Raw genomic sequence first — 17,954 nt, forward strand, 5'->3', positions numbered from 1 at the left:
GTGTTCAGCCGCCGCTGTCCACCGGCCCTACACGGCCACGTACGTCACCGGATCCGTCCCCGTCACCGCCTCCGCCCGTCCCAGCTTCACCAGGCGTCGCAGATGGGCTTCGGCCTCTGAGACGGCGATGTTTCTGGATGCGTAGGGGATGTGGGACCAGGGGCGGTTCCACTCCATGCGTTCGGCGAGCTGCCAGGGGGTGAGGGGCTCGGCGAGGAGGGTGAGGAGGCCGGTGAGGCGGTCCTCGTGGTGGGTGAGCAGCTCCCGTACGCGGGCGGGTGCGTCGGTGAACGCGTGCTGGTGGGCGGGGAGCACCTCGGCGGGGGCCAGGCGGCCGACGCGTTCCAGGGAGTCGAGGTAGTCGCCGAGGGGGTCGGTGACGGTGGCGTCCTCGGGGTCCTCGTACAGGCCGATGTGCGGGGTGATCCGCGGGAGCAGGTGGTCGCCGGAGAACAGGCGTCCGTGGCCCGGGAGTTGGGAGGGGTGTTCTTCTTCCAGGTGCAGGCAGACGTGGCCCGGTGTGTGGCCCGGCGTCCAGATCGCGCGCAGGCGGCGGCCGGGGAGGTCGAGGAGTTCGCCGGGGACGATCTCGCGGTCGGGCAGGGCGGGGGAGAGGCCGGGGACGCCGGTGCGGGGGCGTGCGGTGCGCAGGTGCGCGATCTGGTCCTCGGGGGCGCCGACCGCCGTGAGCTTGCCGGTCATGTACGACATCCAGCGCCCGGGGCCGGTCGAACGGGCCCGCCGGACCAGCGCCGCGTCCGCCTCGTGCATCGCGATCCACGCGCCGGACGCCTCGCGCACCTTGCCCGACAGACCGTGGTGGTCGGGGTGGTGGTGGGTGACGACCACGCCGTGGATCCCGGCGGGCGAAGTCCCGCACGCCGCAAGCCCGTCGGCGAGGGTGTCCCAGGACGTCGGGTCGTCCCAGCCGGTGTCGATGAGGACCGGTCCGCGGTCGGTGTCGACGACGTACACGAGCGTGTGGCCGAGGGGGTTGTCCGGGATGGGGACCTGGATCGACCGCACCCCACCACCGTGATCGGACACCTGCGCCATGAGCTCCCCCATCGCCGACTCCGGTCACTATAACTAGAACGGGTTTCGATGGGAGCCCCAGTCATCCAGGCTTGGCCTCCCGCATGCGCTCCGGGGTCCAGAACTTCCGGATCTCCTCCGGGCTCTTCTCCTCCTTGTGGACGGACACGCCGTTGCTGTCCACCTCGTCCCATGTCGCGATCATCCACCCCGCGCCACAGGCCGCCGTCGCCATGGCTGCCACGAACACCGCCCAGGTGCGCCTGCGTTCACGGGTGGTCATCGCTGTCACCAGCGCATCGTATGCGCGAAGTGGTGTGCGTTCCGTGGACTCTATGGAGTAGAACTGGTATCAGTTCCGTGTATCTGATGGATCGTCAGAGTCACGCTTCGGGGAGGCAGTCGCCATGACCGAGCTCGTGGAACACGGACAGCTGTTCATCGGCGGGGAGTTGACCGACCCCCTGGGCAAGGACGTCATCGAGGTGATCTCGCCGCATACGGAAGAGGTCATCGGACGCGTGCCGCACGCGTCGCAGGGGGACGTCGACCGGGCCGTCGCCGCCGCGCGGGCCGCGTTCGACGAGGGGCCCTGGCCGCGGATGAGCCTCGACGAGCGGATCGCGGTGGTCACCCGGATCAAGGACGCGGTAGCGGTGCGGCACGAGGAGATCGCCCGCGTGATCTCCTCCGAGAACGGGTCGCCGTACTCCTGGAGCGTCCTCGCCCAGGCGCTCGGCGCGATGATGGTGTGGGACGCGGCGATCACCGTCGCGCGGGACTACGTGTACGAGGAGAGCCGCGCCGGCGTGCTCGGCCGGATCCTCGTGCGCCGCGAGCCCGTCGGCGTCGTCGCGGCCGTCGTCCCGTGGAACGTCCCGCAGTTCGTCGCCGCCGCCAAGCTCGCACCCGCGCTGCTCACGGGGTGCACGGTGGTGCTGAAGCCGTCGCCCGAGTCGCCGCTGGACGCGTACATCCTCGGCGAGATCGCCAAGGAGGCCGGGCTGCCGGAGGGCGTGCTGTCGATCCTGCCCGCCGACCGGGAGGTCAGCGAGTACCTGGTCGGGCACCCCGGCATCGACAAGGTCTCCTTCACCGGCTCGGTGGCCGCGGGCAAGCGGGTGATGGAGGTCGCCGCGCGCAACCTCACCCGCGTGACACTGGAGTTGGGCGGCAAGTCGGCGGCCGTCGTGCTACCGGACGCGGACGTCGAGGCGGCGGTCGCCGGGATCGTCCCCGCCGCGTGGATGAACAACGGACAGGCCTGTGTCGCCCAGACCCGCATCCTGCTGCCGCGCTCCCGCTACGACGAGTTCGCCGAGGCCCTCGCCGCCGCGGCCGGCGCACTGGTGGTCGGCGACCCGCTGGACACGTCGACCCAGGTCGGCCCCCTGGTGGCCCGACGCCAGCAGCAGCGCAACCTCGACTACATCCGCATCGGCCAGGAGGAGGGCGCCAAGATCCTGACGGGAGGCGGCCGTCCGGCCGGCCTGGACCGCGGCTGGTACGTCGAGCCCACGCTCTTCGGCGATGTCGACAACTCGATGCGGATCGCCCGCGAGGAGATCTTCGGCCCGGTGATCTGCCTGCTGCCCTACGGCGACCAGGACGAGGCCGTGAAGATCGCCAACGACTCCGACTACGGCCTGTCCGGCAGCGTCTGGACGGCGGACGTCGAGCGCGGCATCGACGTCGCCCGCCAGGTCCGTACCGGCACCTACTCGGTCAACACCTTCAGCCTCGACATGCTCGGCCCGTTCGGCGGCTACAAGAACAGTGGCCTGGGGCGGGAGTTCGGCCCGGAGGGCTACGGCGAGTACCTCGAACACAAGATGATCCATCTTCCGGCGGGCTGGGAGGCGTAGCGGCATGGGAGACCGCTGGCAGGTCGAGGTCGACCGCTCCATCTGCATCGGCTCCGCCCAGTGCGTCCACCACGCCCCGGACGGCTTCCGCCTCGACACCGGACGCCAGTCCCACCCCGTCGAACCCGAGACGGACGCCAACGAACAGATCCTGGAGGCGGCGGAGGGCTGCCCGGTGGAGGCCATCATGATCACACTGCTGGGGAGCGGGGAGCCGGTGTTCCCGCCGGAGGAGTAGGGCCCCGCCAGACCCGCTCGACCTCCTGGAACTCGGCCTCGTGGGCGCCCTTCGGCAACACCGCCCGCAGCGGGCGCAGGTCCGAGGGGCGCAGCAGGCCGAACGCTTCGGGGGGAAGGACGCCGAGGATCTCGGCGGCGTGGGCGGAGAGCCAGTCGTGGAGGTCGAGTTCGGATGCGAGGCGGAGAAGTCCGATGAGGGCTTCAGGGTGGGTTGCGGCGGTGTGCGGGAGGTCGAGATCGGCGAGCAGAGTGTCGAGCTCGCGGGCCGCGGCATCGCCGTGCAGGGAGCCTGCCCATCGCCAGGTGTGTGTGGAACGGCTCAGGTGCTCCACGTGCTTCAGGTCTTTGAGGGTGACATTCCCGCTGTCCTGGGGGGCTTCGGGCTCGACGAAGAATCTGCGGAATTCGTTGAGCACGTCTGCCAGAAGGGGGCTTCCCCGCTTCAGGGCGTCGCCGATGCAGCGCAGGACCAACTGCCTCATCGCATCGGTGACGAGGCCTGTCCTGCTGAGGGGCCATTTCAAGTGGGACAGCACCTGAACCAAGGCGTCGTCGGGCATCGAGGGGGCGTCGTGGACCAGCTGACGCAGCACCGCCTCCAGATGGACGACTGCCTCGAGATCCACCGGGTGGCCCACTTGGTCCAGGCACATGGCGTACAGGTCAGGAAGGGTCAGGGGTATCTCCGGGTCCCTGATGAGCAGAGCGACGAGGGTCTGAGCTTGCGTCCGGGTGGTCGGCCTGACCCCGTCGGCGGCGGTGGGGAACTGGACAAGCAGCGGATAGCTGGTGTGCAGGAGCAGCTCGATGTCGGCGTCCCCCGTGAACATGGCCCGTCTGATCACGGCATCGACGTGACTCGTGGGGTAGAACAGCAGCGGCTTGCTCCAGCGGAGTTCGTGGTGGGCCAGTGGTTCCCGTTCCATGCCGATGAGCATGTCCGGGGTGTGTGCGACAGGCCGGTTCGGATCGAGTGGCGGATCGCGGCGGAGGCTGAGCGTCGAGCACAACAGATCCCATGACTCCGGGGGCATCTGCGCCTGCCACCCCAACGCATGCCGACGCCAGGCAGCAACCAAGTCCCCTTCTGCCCCGAGGAGTTGCGAGGCATAGACCTCGCCGGCCGCGAGCACCGCGACCAGCAGCAGGTTGGCCTCGTACACCGCGTCCCGGTACGTCCGCGTCTTCCGGACCGGTGCATACCCCGCCTCTGTACGGTGCCCGGGACCGCCCCACGCCGCTGCCCTGAACAACTCGAAGAGCGCATCCACCAGTTCGGTCCCCGCCCGTTCGCCGGGCCGGTCGATCAGCATGCTCCTCAGGTTGTGCACGATCTGCGCGCGGTCGGTGAGCGGGGTGAACGAGAGCAGGGCGTACAACTCACCGTCATCCAAGGGGCCGTGCCCGACACACCGTCGCAGCGCCTCGTCGATCAGCCGCGCCGCCAGGTGCTCACCGAAGGTCGCGTGCATGAACTCGTAGCTGCGCAGCCGCTCTTCCGTGACGACGGCCTGCGCCTCGTGCACGAAGAAGAACCGCCCGAAGAGCGGCCCTGCCCCGCAGTCCGCGGAGCCCTCGCCCAGCGCCCGCAGGTCCCGGTCCGCCTCCTCGCCGCGGATGGACTGGGCACCGCGGTGGAACATACCGAGTGCGATCACGGACAGACGGTGCAGTTCGCGTTGGACGGCGACTGACTGCTCGGCCGGCGGCAGCGGGCCGTCCTTGTCGACTTGGCGGTGGACGAACTCCGTGAGCAGCCGGTCGTACAGCTGCGTGCGGCTGATGCCCTGGTCGCGCAGCAGGTGCAGCGCGTTGCCGACCGAGTCGTACAGCGCGAGCATGAGCAGCAGCAGAGGCTGGGCCGCCAGGTCCCGGTGCGGCAGGACGGTCTCCGGTGTCAGCGGCTTGAGGCCGTGCAGGTCCTGGTAGCCGGCGTTCGTGGTGTTCCAGATCGCCAGCCACCGCTCGATCTCCGGCTCCGCGAACGGCTCCAGGCGCAGCACCTGGCTGTTGCGGGGGATGTCCGCGCGGTCGGCGACCACCGTGCGGCTCGTCACGATCACGATCAGCGGGTGGCCGAGTTCCGACTCGCGTTTCTGGAAGTCCTCGACCTCGCGCAGATACCCCCACTGCCGTCTGGAATCGAGGTGCTGCGCGCCCGCCTGGAGCAGCTCGTCGAACCCGTCCAGCAGCACCACCGGGATCACCCCGGGCTCCGCCTCCGACCAGTCCGGCCAGCTCACCGACCGTCCCGTGGACCGCTTCAGGGCGTGCTCCAACTGCGTCTGCACGTCCACCTCGGCGGGCGTGTGCCTCAGCTCGATCCGGAGCGGACGGAATTCGCCGACCGGAAGCCGGGCCGCCAGGAGCCTGGTCAGCAGCGACTTGCCGGCGCCGGGGTGGCCGAGCACGAGCAGCGGGGAGAGCAGGGCGGGCAGACCGAGCAGATACGCGGCGAAGAAGTGCTCGATGGTGTCGTACAACGGCTGCTGCGCCCACCACTTGTCCGAGGCGACGCCCTGCGTGAAGCCCTCCGGCCGTTGCAGGGGGGCCAGCCGGAAACGCGGATTGACGTACCCCTGCGCCAGGCTAGGCAACAGGGGGCCCGGAGAGTCGAGGGAGGCGATCGGGTCGCGCAGCCGAGGACGGGCGGCCGGGAAGGGCGTGCCACGGCCCGCGCATTCGTCCAGCAGGGCCTCCAGCCCGGCCAGCCCGATTCCGTCCGGCCCATCCGCCGCGGCCCGCACGACGGTGCCGCGCGGGGCGAACGTGAGGGCGAACTCGGGGCAGTGCAAGGACAGTTGGGTGATCAAACGGACGCAGTGCTCGTAGCGGTCCCGTTGTCGGGCATCACCGGTGGCGCCGGTGTCGTCGGTGTGGGGGTGGGCGGTGGCCGGCGGCTCCTGCGGTTGGAGCGCTTTGCGCGTCAGGAGCCGGACGAAATCCACGGCGCCCATCTGGGACAGATGGTCCGCGCACTGGATCAGCGCCTCCGCCAGCGTCACCCGGGCGGCCCAGAGCAGGGCGCTGCGGGCGAGGCCGTGGACGGCTCGCACCCGTTGCGGGAAATCGTCCAGCAGGGCGTCCAGGACGAAGGGCGGGCGGCCGTCCGAGCACGCCGGCTCCAGCAGCGCGTCCGCCGTGTTCAGCAGCTCCGACCGGCCGTCGGCCAGCAGGCGCACCGCCTCGCCCACGCCCATGTCCAGGCAGTCGGCTGCGTCGAGGGCGGGCGAGGCGGCGGGGACGGGAGGAGACGAGACGAAAGGGGCGGCGAGGCGCTCGGGTGCGGGCGCCGTACGTGTGCGTTCCACGGCATGTTCCAACTCGGCGTGCCGCCCCCGCCACCACTCCACGTCCAGGCGGGGCCCCACTCCCGGCACGGACCGCACCGCGTGCCGCTCGGCGCACAGGCGGACGATCGACCGCACGTCGTCCAGATCCGGAGCCGTCCGCCGTCTCCCGCCCAGCAGTTCCGAAACCGAGCTGGCGCCCCGGCCGAGGGTCCGTGCGATTTCCGCCTGCGGGACACCGCAGGCGCGCACCAGACGGCCCAGCTCGATGCAGAAGTCCGCGACGGGACCCGTGGGGGGTGCGGTCAACTCCTGGCCCCTTCGGCGCGGTTCGGCGGACACTTCAGAAGCGTAGGACCTGACCTGCGTCTTCCGCCGTGAGTTCGGCGGGATCCGGGATCGGGCCGGGGTGCGGTGCGGGCGGGCGATGGTCATGGCGCAAACCGTCGGCCACCGCCGTACCCGGAGGAACCCATGACCTTCCCGTCGCTTTCCGTCTCTGTCCTGTGCACGACCGTGCTCGTCTTCGGCGCGGTCTACGGGGGTGTCGTGCTGCCCGCCGTGTGGTCGCGTCGGCCGGCCCGGCGGCACGCGGCCCTCAAGGTGCTCACCGAACTCCTCGCCGCCCTGCGCCACCGAAGGCGATGAGGTGGTGTCCCGAGGCCGCCGCGGGCTCGCCGCCCTTTTGTGCTTACGCGTTCTCCGGGTCCGTCAGGTCGATCAGCCTGCACACGGTCTCGATGTCGATCTTGACCTGGGCGATGGAGGCGCGGCCCGAGAGCCAGGTGATGAGGGCCGAGTGCCAGGTGTGCTCGATGACGCGGACGGCGGAGAGCTGCTCGGGGGTGGGGTTCTCCAGGCCCATCGCGTCGAGGATGATCACCGTCGTCTGGCGGGAGACCTGGTCGACCTCGGGGGAGACGCTGCGGTCCGCGAAGGTCAGGGCGCGGACCATCGCGTCGGCTAGGTGCGGCTCGCGCTGGAGTGCGCGGAAGGCCCGCATCAGGGTCTCCGCGACCCGCTCCGCGGCCGTGTCGCCGGCCGGCGGCTTCTTCCGCAGCGTGCCGTGCATGTGCTCCAACTGGTCCTGCATCGTGGCGACCAGCAGATGCACCTTTGACGGGAAGTACCGGTACAGCGTGCCGAGGGCCACCTGCGAGGACTCCGCGACCTCGCGCATCTGCACCGCGTCGAAACCACCCCGGCTGGCCAGTTGCGCGCTCGCGTGCAGGATGCGGCGACGGCGTGCCTCCTGCCGCTCGGTGAGGGGCGGGGAGGCGGGGTGCGAGGTACTGGCAACCGCTGGCATGGGTCCCGTTCCGTGACAATCCGTGAGGGTGTGCGATCAGACAGCATGGCAGGCTCGGTGGCGGTAATGCCGCCGTGGCGTGAATCACCTGATCCACCGCTCACAGCGGCCCTACCTGCCGGTAGATTCAGAGCCTCTTGAACGATCAAGTCTGTAACTTGTTCTAGATTAGCGTCCCGGCGTAATCTCGCGGGACAGTGCAGTGGAGAAGGGGGCCCAGAGTGACCGCTGAGGCCAGTCAGGCGGGGTCCGACGAGGATCCGGCAGCCGACGGCGGGCGACCGCTCCGTATCGCGCTCCTCACCTACAAAGGGAACCCGTTCTGCGGCGGCCAGGGCGTCTACGTACGACACCTCTCGCGCGAACTCGCCCGCCTCGGTCACCGCGTCGAGGTCATCGGCGCCCAGCCGTACCCGGTCCTGGACGAGGGCCGGGGCGACGACAACCTGAGCCTCACCGAGCTCCCCAGCCTCGACCTCTACCGCCACCCGGACCCCTTCCGGAACCCCGGGCGCGACGAGTACCGCGACTGGATCGACGCGCTCGAAGTCGCGACGATGTGGACCGGCGGCTTCCCCGAGCCGCTCACCTTCTCCCTGCGGGCCCGCCGCCATCTCCGCGCCCGGCGCGGCGAGTTCGACGTCGTCCACGACAACCAGACCCTGGGCTACGGCCTGTTGGGCGACGTGGGTGCGCCGCTCGTCACCACCATCCACCACCCGATCACCGTGGACCGCCGGCTGGAGCTGGACGCGGCCGAGGGCTGGCAGCGGCGATTCTCCGTCCGCCGTTGGTACGGCTTCACCCGCATGCAGAAGCGCGTCGCACGCCGACTGCCGTCCGTGCTCACCGTCTCCGGCACCTCGCGCCAGGAGATCGTCGACGATCTCGGCGTCCGCGACGACCGCATCCACGTCGTCCACATCGGCGCCGACACCGACCTGTTCGCGCCGAATCCCGCGGTACGGCAGGTGCCGGGCCGCATCGTGACCACGTCCAGCGCGGACGTTCCCCTGAAGGGCCTGGTCTTCCTCGTCGAGGCACTGGCCAAGGCCCGCACGGAACACCCCGAGGCCCACCTCGTCGTCGTGGGCAAGCGCCCTTCGGAGGGGCCGGTCGCCCAGGCCGTCGAGCGCTACGGCCTCGAAGGCGCCGTCGACTTCGTCAAGGGCATCTCCGACGCCGAACTCGTCGACCTGATCCGCTCCGCCCAGGTCGCCTGCGTACCGTCCCTGTACGAAGGCTTCTCCCTCCCCGCCGCCGAGGCCATGGCCACCGGGACCCCGCTGCTCGCCACGACCGGCGGCGCGATCCCCGAGGTCGCCGGACGCGACGGCGAGACCTGCCTCGCCGTACCACCGGGCGACTCCGAAGCACTGGCCGCCGGCCTGAACCGCCTCCTCGCCGACCCACAACTGAGAACCCGCCTCGGCCACGCCGGCCGCGAACGAGTCCTCAACCACTTCACCTGGGCAAGGGCCGCCGAGGGAACGGCCGCTCACTACCGCGAGGCGATCACCCGCTCCGCGGGCCCTGAGTCCAGCCGCCCCGCGCCAGGCCCTCGGCCCTCCACACCCCGCAACCCCGACCGCTCCGCGGCCACAGAGATGAGCGGGGTCGACAGGGTGACCACGGGTGGGGCGCTCAGCGTGGCGAGTGCAGCAGGCACGGCGAGTACCACGAGCGCGGCGGACGTGGTTCGCACGGCGTCCACGGCCGACGCGACTTGCACGGCGTCCACGGCCGACGTGACTCGCACGGCGTCCACGGCCGACGTGACTCGCATGGCGGCGACGGCGAATGCGGCTCCCGCGTCGGCCACGGCCGGCACGACTCACACGGCGCCTTCGGCCAGTACGGCGGCCACAGGCAGCGCGGTTCACGCACCGGCCACGGCGCCCACGGCAACCCCGGTCCACACGGAGCCCACCTCCCGCCCGGCGTCCGCGCCCCCAGAAGCCGCAGTCTCACCCGGTGTTTCAAGTGCCTATCCCGAAAGCAGGGCCACGTGCTGACCGTCGACTTCTCCCGGTTCCCGCTTGCGCCGGGTGATCGTGTGCTGGACCTCGGGTGTGGGGCCGGGCGGCATGCGTTCGAGTGTTATCGGCGGGGGGCGCAGGTTGTGGCGCTGGACCAGAACGGTGAGGAGATCCGCGAGGTCGCGAAGTGGTTCGCGGCGATGAAGGAGGCGGGGGAGGCTCCGGAGGGGGCCACCGCGACGGCCATGGAGGGCGACGCCCTCGCGCTGCCCTTCCCGGACGAGTCCTTCGACGTCGTGATCATCTCCGAGGTGATGGAGCACATCCCGGACGACAAGGGCGTACTCGCCGAGATGGTCCGGGTGTTGAAGCCCGGTGGCCGTATCGCGGTCACCGTCCCCCGCTACGGCCCCGAGAAGGTCTGCTGGGCCCTGTCCGACGCCTACCACGAGGTCGAGGGCGGCCACATCCGCATCTACAAGGCGGACGAGCTCATCGGCAGGATCAGGGAGGCGGGGCTGAAGCCGTACGGCAGCCATCACGCCCACGCTCTCCACAGCCCCTACTGGTGGCTCAAGTGCGCGTTCGGCGTCGACAACGACAAGGCCCTGCCGGTACGGGCGTACCACAAGCTGCTGGTCTGGGACATCATGAAGAAGCCCCTCGCGACGAGAGTCGCCGAGCAGGCGCTGAACCCGCTGATCGGCAAGAGCTTCGTCGTCTATGCGACCAAGCCGCATCTGCCGGATCTGCCGCGTCAGTCGCGTCAGTCGCGTCTGTCGGAGGCCGAGGTGGCCGCCAAGTGACCACCCCCCGGACAGAACACCTCGTCCTGCCCGGGGTCCTCACCGCCGAGCAGGCCGCCGCGACCGTCGCCGGCATCCTCGACGTGCAGCGGGAGGACGGCGCGATCCCGTGGTTCCGGGGGCATCACCTCGACCCGTGGGACCACGTCGAGGCGGCGATGGGCCTGGACGCGGCGGGCGAACACGAGGCCGCCGAGCGGGCGTACACCTGGCTGGCCGACCATCAGAACGAGGACGGTTCGTGGTACGCGGCCTACCACGACGGAGACCCCGGCGCGGTCACGGACCGGGGCCGCGAGACGAACTTCGTCGCCTATATGGCCGTAGGCGTGTGGCACCACTACCTCGCGACCGGCGACGACATGTTCCTGGACCGCATGTGGCCCACCGTGTACGCGGCGGTCGAGTTCGTGCTGTGCCTCCAGCAGCCGGGCGGACAGATCGGCTGGAAGCGCGAGGACGACGGCAGGGGCGTGAACGAAGCGCTGCTGACCGGGAGTTCGTCGATCCACCACGCGCTGCGCTGTGCCCTCGCCATCGCCGAACAGCGTGAAGAGCCGCAGCCGGACTGGGAGTTGGCGGTCGGCGCGCTACGGCACGCGATCCGCCGGCACCCCGAGCGGTTCCTCGACAAGGACCGCTACTCGATGGACTGGTACTACCCGGTGCTGGGCGGCGCGTTGACGGACGCGGAGGCCAAGTCCCGTATCGAGACGGACTGGGACCGCTTCGTCGTACCCGGCCTCGGAGTCCGCTGCGTCATCCCCAACCCGTGGGTGACGGGCGGCGAGTCGGCCGAACTCGCCCTGGCGCTCTGGGCGATGGGCGAGTCCGACCGCGCGCTGGACATCCTCCAGTCCATCCAGCACCTGCGGGACCCGGAGTCCGGCCTGTACTGGACGGGCTATGTGTTCGAGGACCGGACCGTATGGCCCCGGGAGCTGACCACCTGGACGGCCGGCTCCCTCCTCCTCGCGGTCGCCGCACTCGGCGGCGACGAGGCGACGTGTGCGGTGTTCGGCGGGGAACGCCTGCCGAGAGGGCTGGACCCCGACTGCTGCGGCTGAGCGCCACGACGGACCCGCAGGCGGGGCACCGGACATCCGGCGGGGCGCTCAGTGCCGCCCGATCCGGCCGGCCAGGGCGTGTCCCACGAACAGGTACACAACCGCTGCGAGGCCGTAACCGCAGACGACCCGCGCCCATTGCTCGTCGAAGGTGAACAGGTCATGGGACCAGCCGGCAAGCCAGCGGGCCGCGTCGTGGATGAACTGCACGAAGTCGTTCGCGCCGTTCGCGTCCAGCAGATACATCAGGATCCACAGGCCGAGGATGCCGGCCATGATGTCGGCGACGATCGCTATGACCGTCCCGGCCTGATTGGAGCCAGAGCTAGGAGACATATCCTCCGGGTTGCCCTTGAACCCTGAATCAAACCCGGGGGCTTGGAAAGCCGAGGTGAGTGGCCCTCAGACGCCGGGCTGCCGAACGCCGTTCACCTCTCGTTCCGCTGGAATCGGCCCTACCAGGGGCCGGTATTCCGAATGATCTCCGATGATCCTGCCCCCGGAGAGGGCAGGAGAGCCGGTGTCCGAAGCAGACAGACCGCATGCCACATCCGAAGCCGACCGAGCACGCACCCCGCAGGCCCCACAGGCCACACCACAGACCACCCCACGGACTCCACGCACCACGGAGGAACCACGGCTGGCGACCCGCAGCAGGGCACGCCGCCGTCCTCGGTTACCACTCCATGTCGCCGTAGCCCTTCCGCTCGCCCTGGCCGGTCTGATCGCCCTGCTCGTCACGGGCAACGCGCTGCGTCCGTTCGACCGCATGATCACGATCGAGGCCAGGATGGCCTCCAAGTCCGACTACTTCAAAGACCCTCAGGTGCAGCGGCTGCTGCTGAAGCACGGCATCCGGGTCGACATCCACCGGCTCGGCTCCCGGGGCATCGCCACCCAGTCCCTGGAGGGCATGGACGCCGTCTTCCCGTCCGGCCAGCCCGCGGCCAAGCTGATCCTCAACCGGCAGAAGCACTCGGGGGATTCGGTGCGCCCCTTTGTCACCCCGCTGGTCCTCGGCACGTTCCGGGACTACGCCGAGACCCTGGAGAAGGCGGGCGTGGCCACCCCGCAGCCCACGACGGGCGGTGGCAGGACGCTCTACTACGACCTCGGCATGGGCAAGTTCATGGGCCTGCTCGACGGTCTGGTCGACGGCCGCGAAACCGGCACCCAGGACCGGGACGACATCAAGAACGAACCCGCGGACACCTGGAACGGCATCGGCTTCGACGAGGACGGCAGGAACAGCAACAGCGGCCGCGTCCTGGTCCGCACCTCCAACGTCTGCGAGTCCAACTCCGCGGGCACCTATCTCAGCATCCTCGCCTTCGTGGCGAACGGCGACAGCACACCGGGCGCGGGCGAGGCCGACGAGACCAAGGCGATGGAGGAGGCCAGGAAGGTCGCCCGGACCATCAAACCCCTGATCGACCTCCAGGGCATGTGGGCCGACGAACAGGCCGACAGCTACCTCTCCGGCCTCGGCAAGAGCATCGCACCCATCTCCCTCATCTATGAACATCAGTACCTGGCCCACCAGATCGACTACCAGCAGAAGAACCACAGGCAGGACACCGACCGCGTCCTGCTCTACCCCACCCCCTACGCCCTCACCGAACCGCAGCTCATCTCGCTGAGTCCCGACGGCGACGAACTGGTCCGCGTCATCAGGGACGACCCCGACCTGCGTCGGCGCGCCATCGAACTGGGCTTCCGCGTCCGCTTCTCCGGCGACGACGGCACCAGCGACCAGCTCAACACGTACCTCGGCGAGCACGGCATACAGGTGCCGAAGCCGAACCGCGACCAGACCAAGGTGTACGAACCCGACCTGGACGTCCTGGAGGAGATCATCAACTCCGTGGGCACCTGCCCACCGCCCGTGCAGGGCACTTCATGAAGCGATACGCACGCACTCTCACCGCCTGCCTGACCCTGACCCTGCTCGCCGCCCTCACCTCCTGCACCGGTGGCGAGGAGGACGTCACCCTGCGGGTCCTCGCCAGCCCCGAACTCGCCGACCTGGAACCGCTGTTGGGCCAGTTGAAGGACGACACCGGTGTCGAGCTGGACATGGACTACCGGGCGACGGCCGATCTGGCGGGCACCCGGAGCTCGACGTACGACCTGGCCTGGCCCGCCTCCGACCGCTCCTACCTGCTGCGGCTGGAGGACCAGGGCGAGCGGGCCGAACGGCCCGAGTCGACGCCGATCATGCGCTCGCCGGTGGTGGTCGGCCTCACCCCCGAGGTCGCCGGCACACTGCGGGCGAAGGCCCCCGGCGGGCGCCTGTCGTGGGCGGACATCGCGGACGCGGCCGCCGACGGGACCGTACGGTTCGGCATGGCCGACCCGCGCAACAGCGACACCGGGCGCGCCGCCCTCGTCGGCGTCGCCACCGCGGCCGCCGGAACCGGCAGCGCGCTGCGCGAACAGGACGTCTCCTGCGACCGGTTGCGCGGCTTCCGCTCCGGCCAGACCCTCACCGGCGCCAGCTCACGAGAGCTGGTCGGGACCTACACCGGCCACCAGGACCAGGCCAACGCGCTCATCGCCCACGAGTCGGAACTGCTCTCCCTCAACGCCACCGACAAGCTGCGCGAGCCCCTCCAGATCGTCTACCCCGACGACGGCATGGTCCTGTCCGACTTCCCGCTGCTGCTGCTCGACCCCGGCGAACGGACCGCGTACGGGAAGGTGGTCGACTGGCTGCTCGGGGCCGATGTGCAGCAGACGCTGATGCAGCGCACCTGGCGCCGCCCGGTCAACCAGGACGTCACACCGGCCGAGCCCCTGCGGGCGGCGGTCGGCAACGCCCTGTCCTTCCCCGACCGGCTGTCCATCGTGGAACAACTCGTCGCCGACTACGGCGATCCCGCGAGCGGCACCACCGACCTGGTGGTGTTCCTGCTGGACTTCTCCGGCTCCATGCGCGGCAAACGGATCACCGACCTGCGCGCCGCGTTCGCCGGGCTCAGCGGCGCCGACCCCACCTCCACCGGCAAGTTCGCCCGCTTCTACCGGGGCGAGCACCTCACCGTCGTACGGTTCGGCGGCCGGGTCCTCCAGGAGCGCACGGTGACCGTGCGCGGCGACGGAGACCTCCGCACCCTCGGCAAGGTGGTGGCCACCGACTCCTTCGACGACTCCACCGCCGTCTGGTCGGCCCTCGACCGCGGCTACCGCATCGCCGCGGCCGCCGTGCGGGAGGCACCCGAACGGCCCGTGTCCATCGTGCTGATGACGGACGGAGAGAGCAACGCGGGCCTCACCTACGAGGAGTTCCTCCGCCGCTACAAAGGTCTTGGCGCGAACGCGCGCCAAGTACCCACCTTCCCCGTCCACTTCGGCGAAGCCGACGAGGCCGCTCTCGCCAAGGCCGCCACCGCGACCGGCGGTCGCATGGTCGACGCCGACCTTTCCTCACTGTCCGACGCATTCAAGGAGATCCGTGGGTGTCATTGACAGTCAGTGGTGGAGCATGCGGTGGCCGTGGATGGTCGTCTGGCTCCTGACGGCGACCTGCCTCGCCGTGGTGCTCCAGTACGTGCTGGCGCGCTGGGTGGCCGCCCGGCGCAGACAGCGCCGCGGCGGCGGCCGCATGGTCTCCGGCATGTGCATCTACCTGCACGAGACGCGCGTCGAGGGTGTCGCCGACATCCTCGGCATACCGAAGGCGGACGTGAACGTCTCCCACGAGACCAGCGTCTCCAACGCCTTCGGGCTGTTCGGCAGACTCACCGTCGGCGCCAGGGCGGAGCGCGACTCCAGCACACAGACGCGCAGGGAGTACTGGGAGCCGAACACCCCCATGAAAACCATCCGCCTGATCATGGACAGACTGCGCGAACGGGACATGGTGGTCGACGCCGACCTGGCCACCGGCCAACTCGTCCTCACTCCGACTCTCGCCGACGAACTGCGGGACACCGAGGCCGCCGGCACACCGCTGACCGCGGTCATGAGGACCTACGTCTCGGTCTCCGGCCTCTTCACCGTCCGCAGGGCCGACGGCGGAGACGTCGTGCTGCGCGCCCGCTACGGCGGTGGCGAGCCGCCCGCCCAGGTGAAGATCACCTGCGAGGAGTCCTGGGTCCGCGAGGAGTTCCGCGTCGACAGCTACTCCCAGGACGAGGAGTTCCCGGCGACCTGCCTGGGCAGAGTGCGCACCTGGAACGGCGCGACGGGCGAACTGACGCTGGACCCGGTCTCGATCTTCCAATAGATCTACCAGATCTACGAGTTGAGCTCGGCCAGCACCTGCAAGGAGTGCCGGTCCGGTGACAGCGCCAGCAGATCCGTCACCGGCCCCTTGCGCCACAACTCCAGCCGCTCGGCGATGCGTTCACGCGGCCCGACGAGGGAGATCTCGTCGGCGAAGGCGTCCGGGACGGCGAGCACGGCTTCCTGCCTACGGCCGTGCAGGAAGAGGTCCTGAATCCGCCGCGCCTCCTCCTCGTACCCCATCCGTGCCATCAGGTCGGCATGGAAGTTGCGGGAGGCATGGCCCATGCCGCCGATATAGAAGCCGAGCATCGTCTTGACGGGGAGGAGCCCTTCGGCGACGTCGTCACAGACCTGGACCCGGACCATGGGGGCGACGAGGAAGCCCTCCGGGAGGTCGGACAGGGACGCCTCGTACGCTTCGTACGCCTCGGGGCGGGTCGGCGACCAGTACAGCGGCAGCCAGCCGTCGGCGATACGGGTCGTCTGAGCGACGTTCTTCGGCCCTTCCGCGCCGAGCAGGACGGGGAGGTCGGAGCGGAGGGGATGGGTGATGGGCTTGAGGGGTTTGCCGAGCCCGGTGCCGTCCGCGCCACGGTAGGGGTGGGAGTGGAAACGCCCGTCGAGCTCGACGGGGGCTTCCCGCCTGAGGACCTGCCGCACGACATCGACGTACTCGCGGGTCGCGGTCAGCGGCGACTTCGGGAACGGACGGCCATACCACCCCTCCACCACCTGCGGCCCGGACAGCCCGAGGCCGAGCATCATCCGCCCGCCGGAGAGATGGTCGAGGGTGAGCGCATGCATGGCGGTGGTGGTGGGCGACCGGGCCGCCATCTGCGCAACGGCCGTCCCCAGCTTGATCCTTGAGGTCTGCGCGGCGATCCAGGTGAGCGGCGTGAAGGCGTCGGACCCCCACGACTCCGCCGTCCACACAGACTCATAACCGAGCCGCTCGGCCTCCTGGGCGAGCGGCACATGATCCGCGGAGGGGCCGCGCCCCCAGTAACCGAGTGCGAGACCGAGCCGCATGCCACGCTCCTTCTGACGGTATGTCAGTCACGATTGCGGGCTGCGACTGTACGACAACGGCCCCTCACCGGGAAGGGCGAGGGGCCGTCGTACGACTACCGCGAAGGCTCAGCCGCGCTGAATCCCCGACGTGTCCTGAAGCACGCCCCGCCGACCGTCCTGCGTCTGCGCGACAAGACCCGGCCCGCGCTGCTCGACGGCCAGGTACCACGTCCCCGGCGCCAGTTCGGCGATCGGCGTCTGCGAACCGTCCTCCGCGAACAGCGGCCGCGGCACAGGCACAGCGAACCAGAACGGCGAGAAGTCCCCGGCGGGCTGAGCCTGCGGCGTCTGCGGCTGCTGCGGGGCGCCATAGGCCTGCCCCGGCTGCGGCTGACCACCGTAGGGCTGCCCCGGCTGCCCGGACTGACCCGGCTGCCCCTGCTGCGGGGCGCCCGGGTAGCCGTAGCCGGTGGGGGGCTGGGCGCCGTAGGGCTGGGGCTGCGGCGGCTTGGGGGCCGGGAGGAGGGCGGCCTGGAGGGCGGGGACCAGGGGGGTGGCAACGGCGGCGCCGGCCATGAGCAGGGTCGCGACGAGGGCCAGGATGAGGCCGGTGCCCGGGCTGGGACCGTCGCTCGCACTGCCGACGTTGTCCACGCCGCCGATCGGGTCGAAGATGTTGCCGAGGGCGCTCCACGCGGCGAAGACCGTGAAGGCGGCGCCGAACTGGGCCAGATCGAGCCCCACGATCTTGCGCGGCTGAGGCAGCGCGCGGGTGACGACGACGAGCGCGGCACCGATCAGCCCCGCCAGCACCACACCGAGCATGACCGGCCCGCTCCCCCAGAGGCTCGGGAGGTCGCTGCTGTCGGATGCGCCGTCGATCGAGTAGAGGTCGAGGAACGACGCGATCAACAGCAATACCGCTGCTCCGATCACCACGCCGTCGCCTCGAGTGAGGGAGCGGATATTCACTTCAGGTCCTTCGTCAGTCGTCTCATCATCGGCATCGCTGGAGGCGTCGCTGTCACCATGTCGCCCTGAGGCCTTGGTGTGAAGCGTGGGGGTGGCCCCTCATCGTAGGGATGACACTATCGTCCGTTTGACCGGGGTGTCCGTGGGGAT

The 17,954-nt window shown here is 70.1% G+C and carries 16 protein-coding genes; 9 read left to right on the forward strand and 7 right to left on the reverse strand.

The genetic code is table 11. From position 1 onward, the window contains the following. Positions 1-27: 27 nt before the first annotated feature. A complete protein-coding gene (locus ACIHFB_RS09225; RefSeq protein ID WP_400126759.1) occupies positions 28-1,056 on the reverse strand; it encodes an MBL fold metallo-hydrolase in 1,029 nt (342 codons plus the stop codon). 61 nt (positions 1,057-1,117) lie between these two features. Then, on the reverse strand, positions 1,118-1,327 hold the full coding sequence (locus ACIHFB_RS09230; RefSeq protein ID WP_365288191.1) for a hypothetical protein: 210 nt from the start codon (positions 1,325-1,327) through the stop codon (positions 1,118-1,120). Positions 1,328-1,442: 115 nt separating this feature from the next. Here ACIHFB_RS09230 and ACIHFB_RS09235 point away from each other — a divergent pair, with 115 nt between their 5' ends. Then, positions 1,443-2,900, forward strand: a complete 1,458-nt coding sequence (locus ACIHFB_RS09235) for an aldehyde dehydrogenase (RefSeq protein WP_400126136.1) — start codon at positions 1,443-1,445, stop codon at positions 2,898-2,900. 4 nt (positions 2,901-2,904) lie between these two features. Continuing rightward, positions 2,905-3,138 (forward strand): ferredoxin, encoded by a 234-nt coding sequence (locus ACIHFB_RS09240; RefSeq protein ID WP_365288195.1) that lies wholly within the window; start codon positions 2,905-2,907, stop codon positions 3,136-3,138. Here the strand turns inward: ACIHFB_RS09240 and ACIHFB_RS09245 are convergent. Continuing rightward, positions 3,092-6,772, reverse strand: a complete 3,681-nt coding sequence (locus ACIHFB_RS09245; protein ID WP_400126138.1) for an NACHT domain-containing protein — start codon at positions 6,770-6,772, stop codon at positions 3,092-3,094. The two genes, ACIHFB_RS09240 and ACIHFB_RS09245, sit on opposite strands and share 47 nt — an antisense overlap. 132 nt (positions 6,773-6,904) lie before the next feature. On the opposite strand from ACIHFB_RS09245, the gene ACIHFB_RS09250 reads away from it, so the two are divergent. Further along, positions 6,905-7,078 carry a hypothetical protein gene (locus ACIHFB_RS09250; protein ID WP_400126140.1) on the forward strand — a complete coding sequence of 58 codons (174 nt, stop codon included), beginning with the start codon at positions 6,905-6,907 and terminating at the stop codon, positions 7,076-7,078. A 43-nt stretch (positions 7,079-7,121) separates the two neighbouring features. On the opposite strand, the gene ACIHFB_RS09255 is transcribed toward ACIHFB_RS09250, so the two are convergent. Then, positions 7,122-7,739: a TetR family transcriptional regulator gene (locus ACIHFB_RS09255; protein WP_400126142.1), complete on the reverse strand. Its 618-nt coding sequence runs from the start codon at positions 7,737-7,739 to the stop codon at positions 7,122-7,124. A 221-nt stretch (positions 7,740-7,960) separates the two neighbouring features. Here ACIHFB_RS09255 and ACIHFB_RS09260 point away from each other — a divergent pair, with 221 nt between their 5' ends. From ACIHFB_RS09260 to ACIHFB_RS09270, 3 genes are read left to right on the forward strand one after another with little or no spacing between them, the layout of a single operon-like run. Then, on the forward strand, positions 7,961-9,754 hold the full coding sequence (locus ACIHFB_RS09260) for a glycosyltransferase family 4 protein (protein WP_400126144.1): 1,794 nt from the start codon (positions 7,961-7,963) through the stop codon (positions 9,752-9,754). After that, positions 9,748-10,524, forward strand: coding sequence for a class I SAM-dependent methyltransferase (locus tag ACIHFB_RS09265; protein WP_400126145.1), 777 nt, complete (start codon positions 9,748-9,750; stop codon positions 10,522-10,524). The genes ACIHFB_RS09260 and ACIHFB_RS09265 overlap by 7 nt, the downstream gene beginning before the upstream one ends. Further along, the gene (locus tag ACIHFB_RS09270; RefSeq protein WP_365288207.1) at positions 10,521-11,591 is read left to right on the forward strand and encodes a prenyltransferase; all 1,071 of its coding nucleotides are present in this window, start codon (positions 10,521-10,523) and stop codon (positions 11,589-11,591) included. The genes ACIHFB_RS09265 and ACIHFB_RS09270 overlap by 4 nt, the downstream gene beginning before the upstream one ends. A gap of 48 nt (positions 11,592-11,639) precedes the next feature. Here the strand turns inward: ACIHFB_RS09270 and ACIHFB_RS09275 are convergent, their stop codons facing one another. Beyond that, the gene (locus ACIHFB_RS09275; protein ID WP_365288209.1) at positions 11,640-11,927 is read right to left on the reverse strand and encodes a hypothetical protein; all 288 of its coding nucleotides are present in this window, start codon (positions 11,925-11,927) and stop codon (positions 11,640-11,642) included. Positions 11,928-12,111: 184 nt separating this feature from the next. Here ACIHFB_RS09275 and ACIHFB_RS09280 point away from each other — a divergent pair, with 184 nt between their 5' ends. The 3 genes from ACIHFB_RS09280 to ACIHFB_RS09290 are packed head-to-tail and all read left to right on the forward strand — an operon-like array spanning position 12,112 to position 15,819. After that, complete coding sequence (locus ACIHFB_RS09280) at positions 12,112-13,494, forward strand: hypothetical protein (RefSeq protein ID WP_400126147.1); 1,383 nt, start codon at positions 12,112-12,114, stop codon at positions 13,492-13,494. Beyond that, positions 13,491-15,059, forward strand: a complete 1,569-nt coding sequence (locus ACIHFB_RS09285; RefSeq protein ID WP_400126149.1) for a substrate-binding domain-containing protein — start codon at positions 13,491-13,493, stop codon at positions 15,057-15,059. The genes ACIHFB_RS09280 and ACIHFB_RS09285 overlap by 4 nt, the downstream gene beginning before the upstream one ends. Further along, on the forward strand, positions 15,046-15,819 hold the full coding sequence (locus tag ACIHFB_RS09290) for a hypothetical protein (RefSeq protein WP_400126151.1): 774 nt from the start codon (positions 15,046-15,048) through the stop codon (positions 15,817-15,819). The genes ACIHFB_RS09285 and ACIHFB_RS09290 overlap by 14 nt, the downstream gene beginning before the upstream one ends. A gap of 11 nt (positions 15,820-15,830) precedes the next feature. On the opposite strand, the gene ACIHFB_RS09295 is transcribed toward ACIHFB_RS09290, so the two are convergent. Together ACIHFB_RS09295 and ACIHFB_RS09300 are read right to left on the reverse strand one after the other, a co-directional pair. Next, complete coding sequence (locus ACIHFB_RS09295; protein WP_400126154.1) at positions 15,831-16,850, reverse strand: LLM class F420-dependent oxidoreductase; 1,020 nt, start codon at positions 16,848-16,850, stop codon at positions 15,831-15,833. A 108-nt stretch (positions 16,851-16,958) separates the two neighbouring features. Continuing rightward, positions 16,959-17,804 carry a DUF5336 domain-containing protein gene (locus ACIHFB_RS09300; protein ID WP_400126156.1) on the reverse strand — a complete coding sequence of 282 codons (846 nt, stop codon included), beginning with the start codon at positions 17,802-17,804 and terminating at the stop codon, positions 16,959-16,961. Positions 17,805-17,954: the final 150 nt, after the last annotated feature.

This window comes from Streptomyces sp. NPDC051963, assembly GCF_044593495.1.
Lineage (GTDB): Bacteria > Actinomycetota > Actinomycetes > Streptomycetales > Streptomycetaceae > Streptomyces.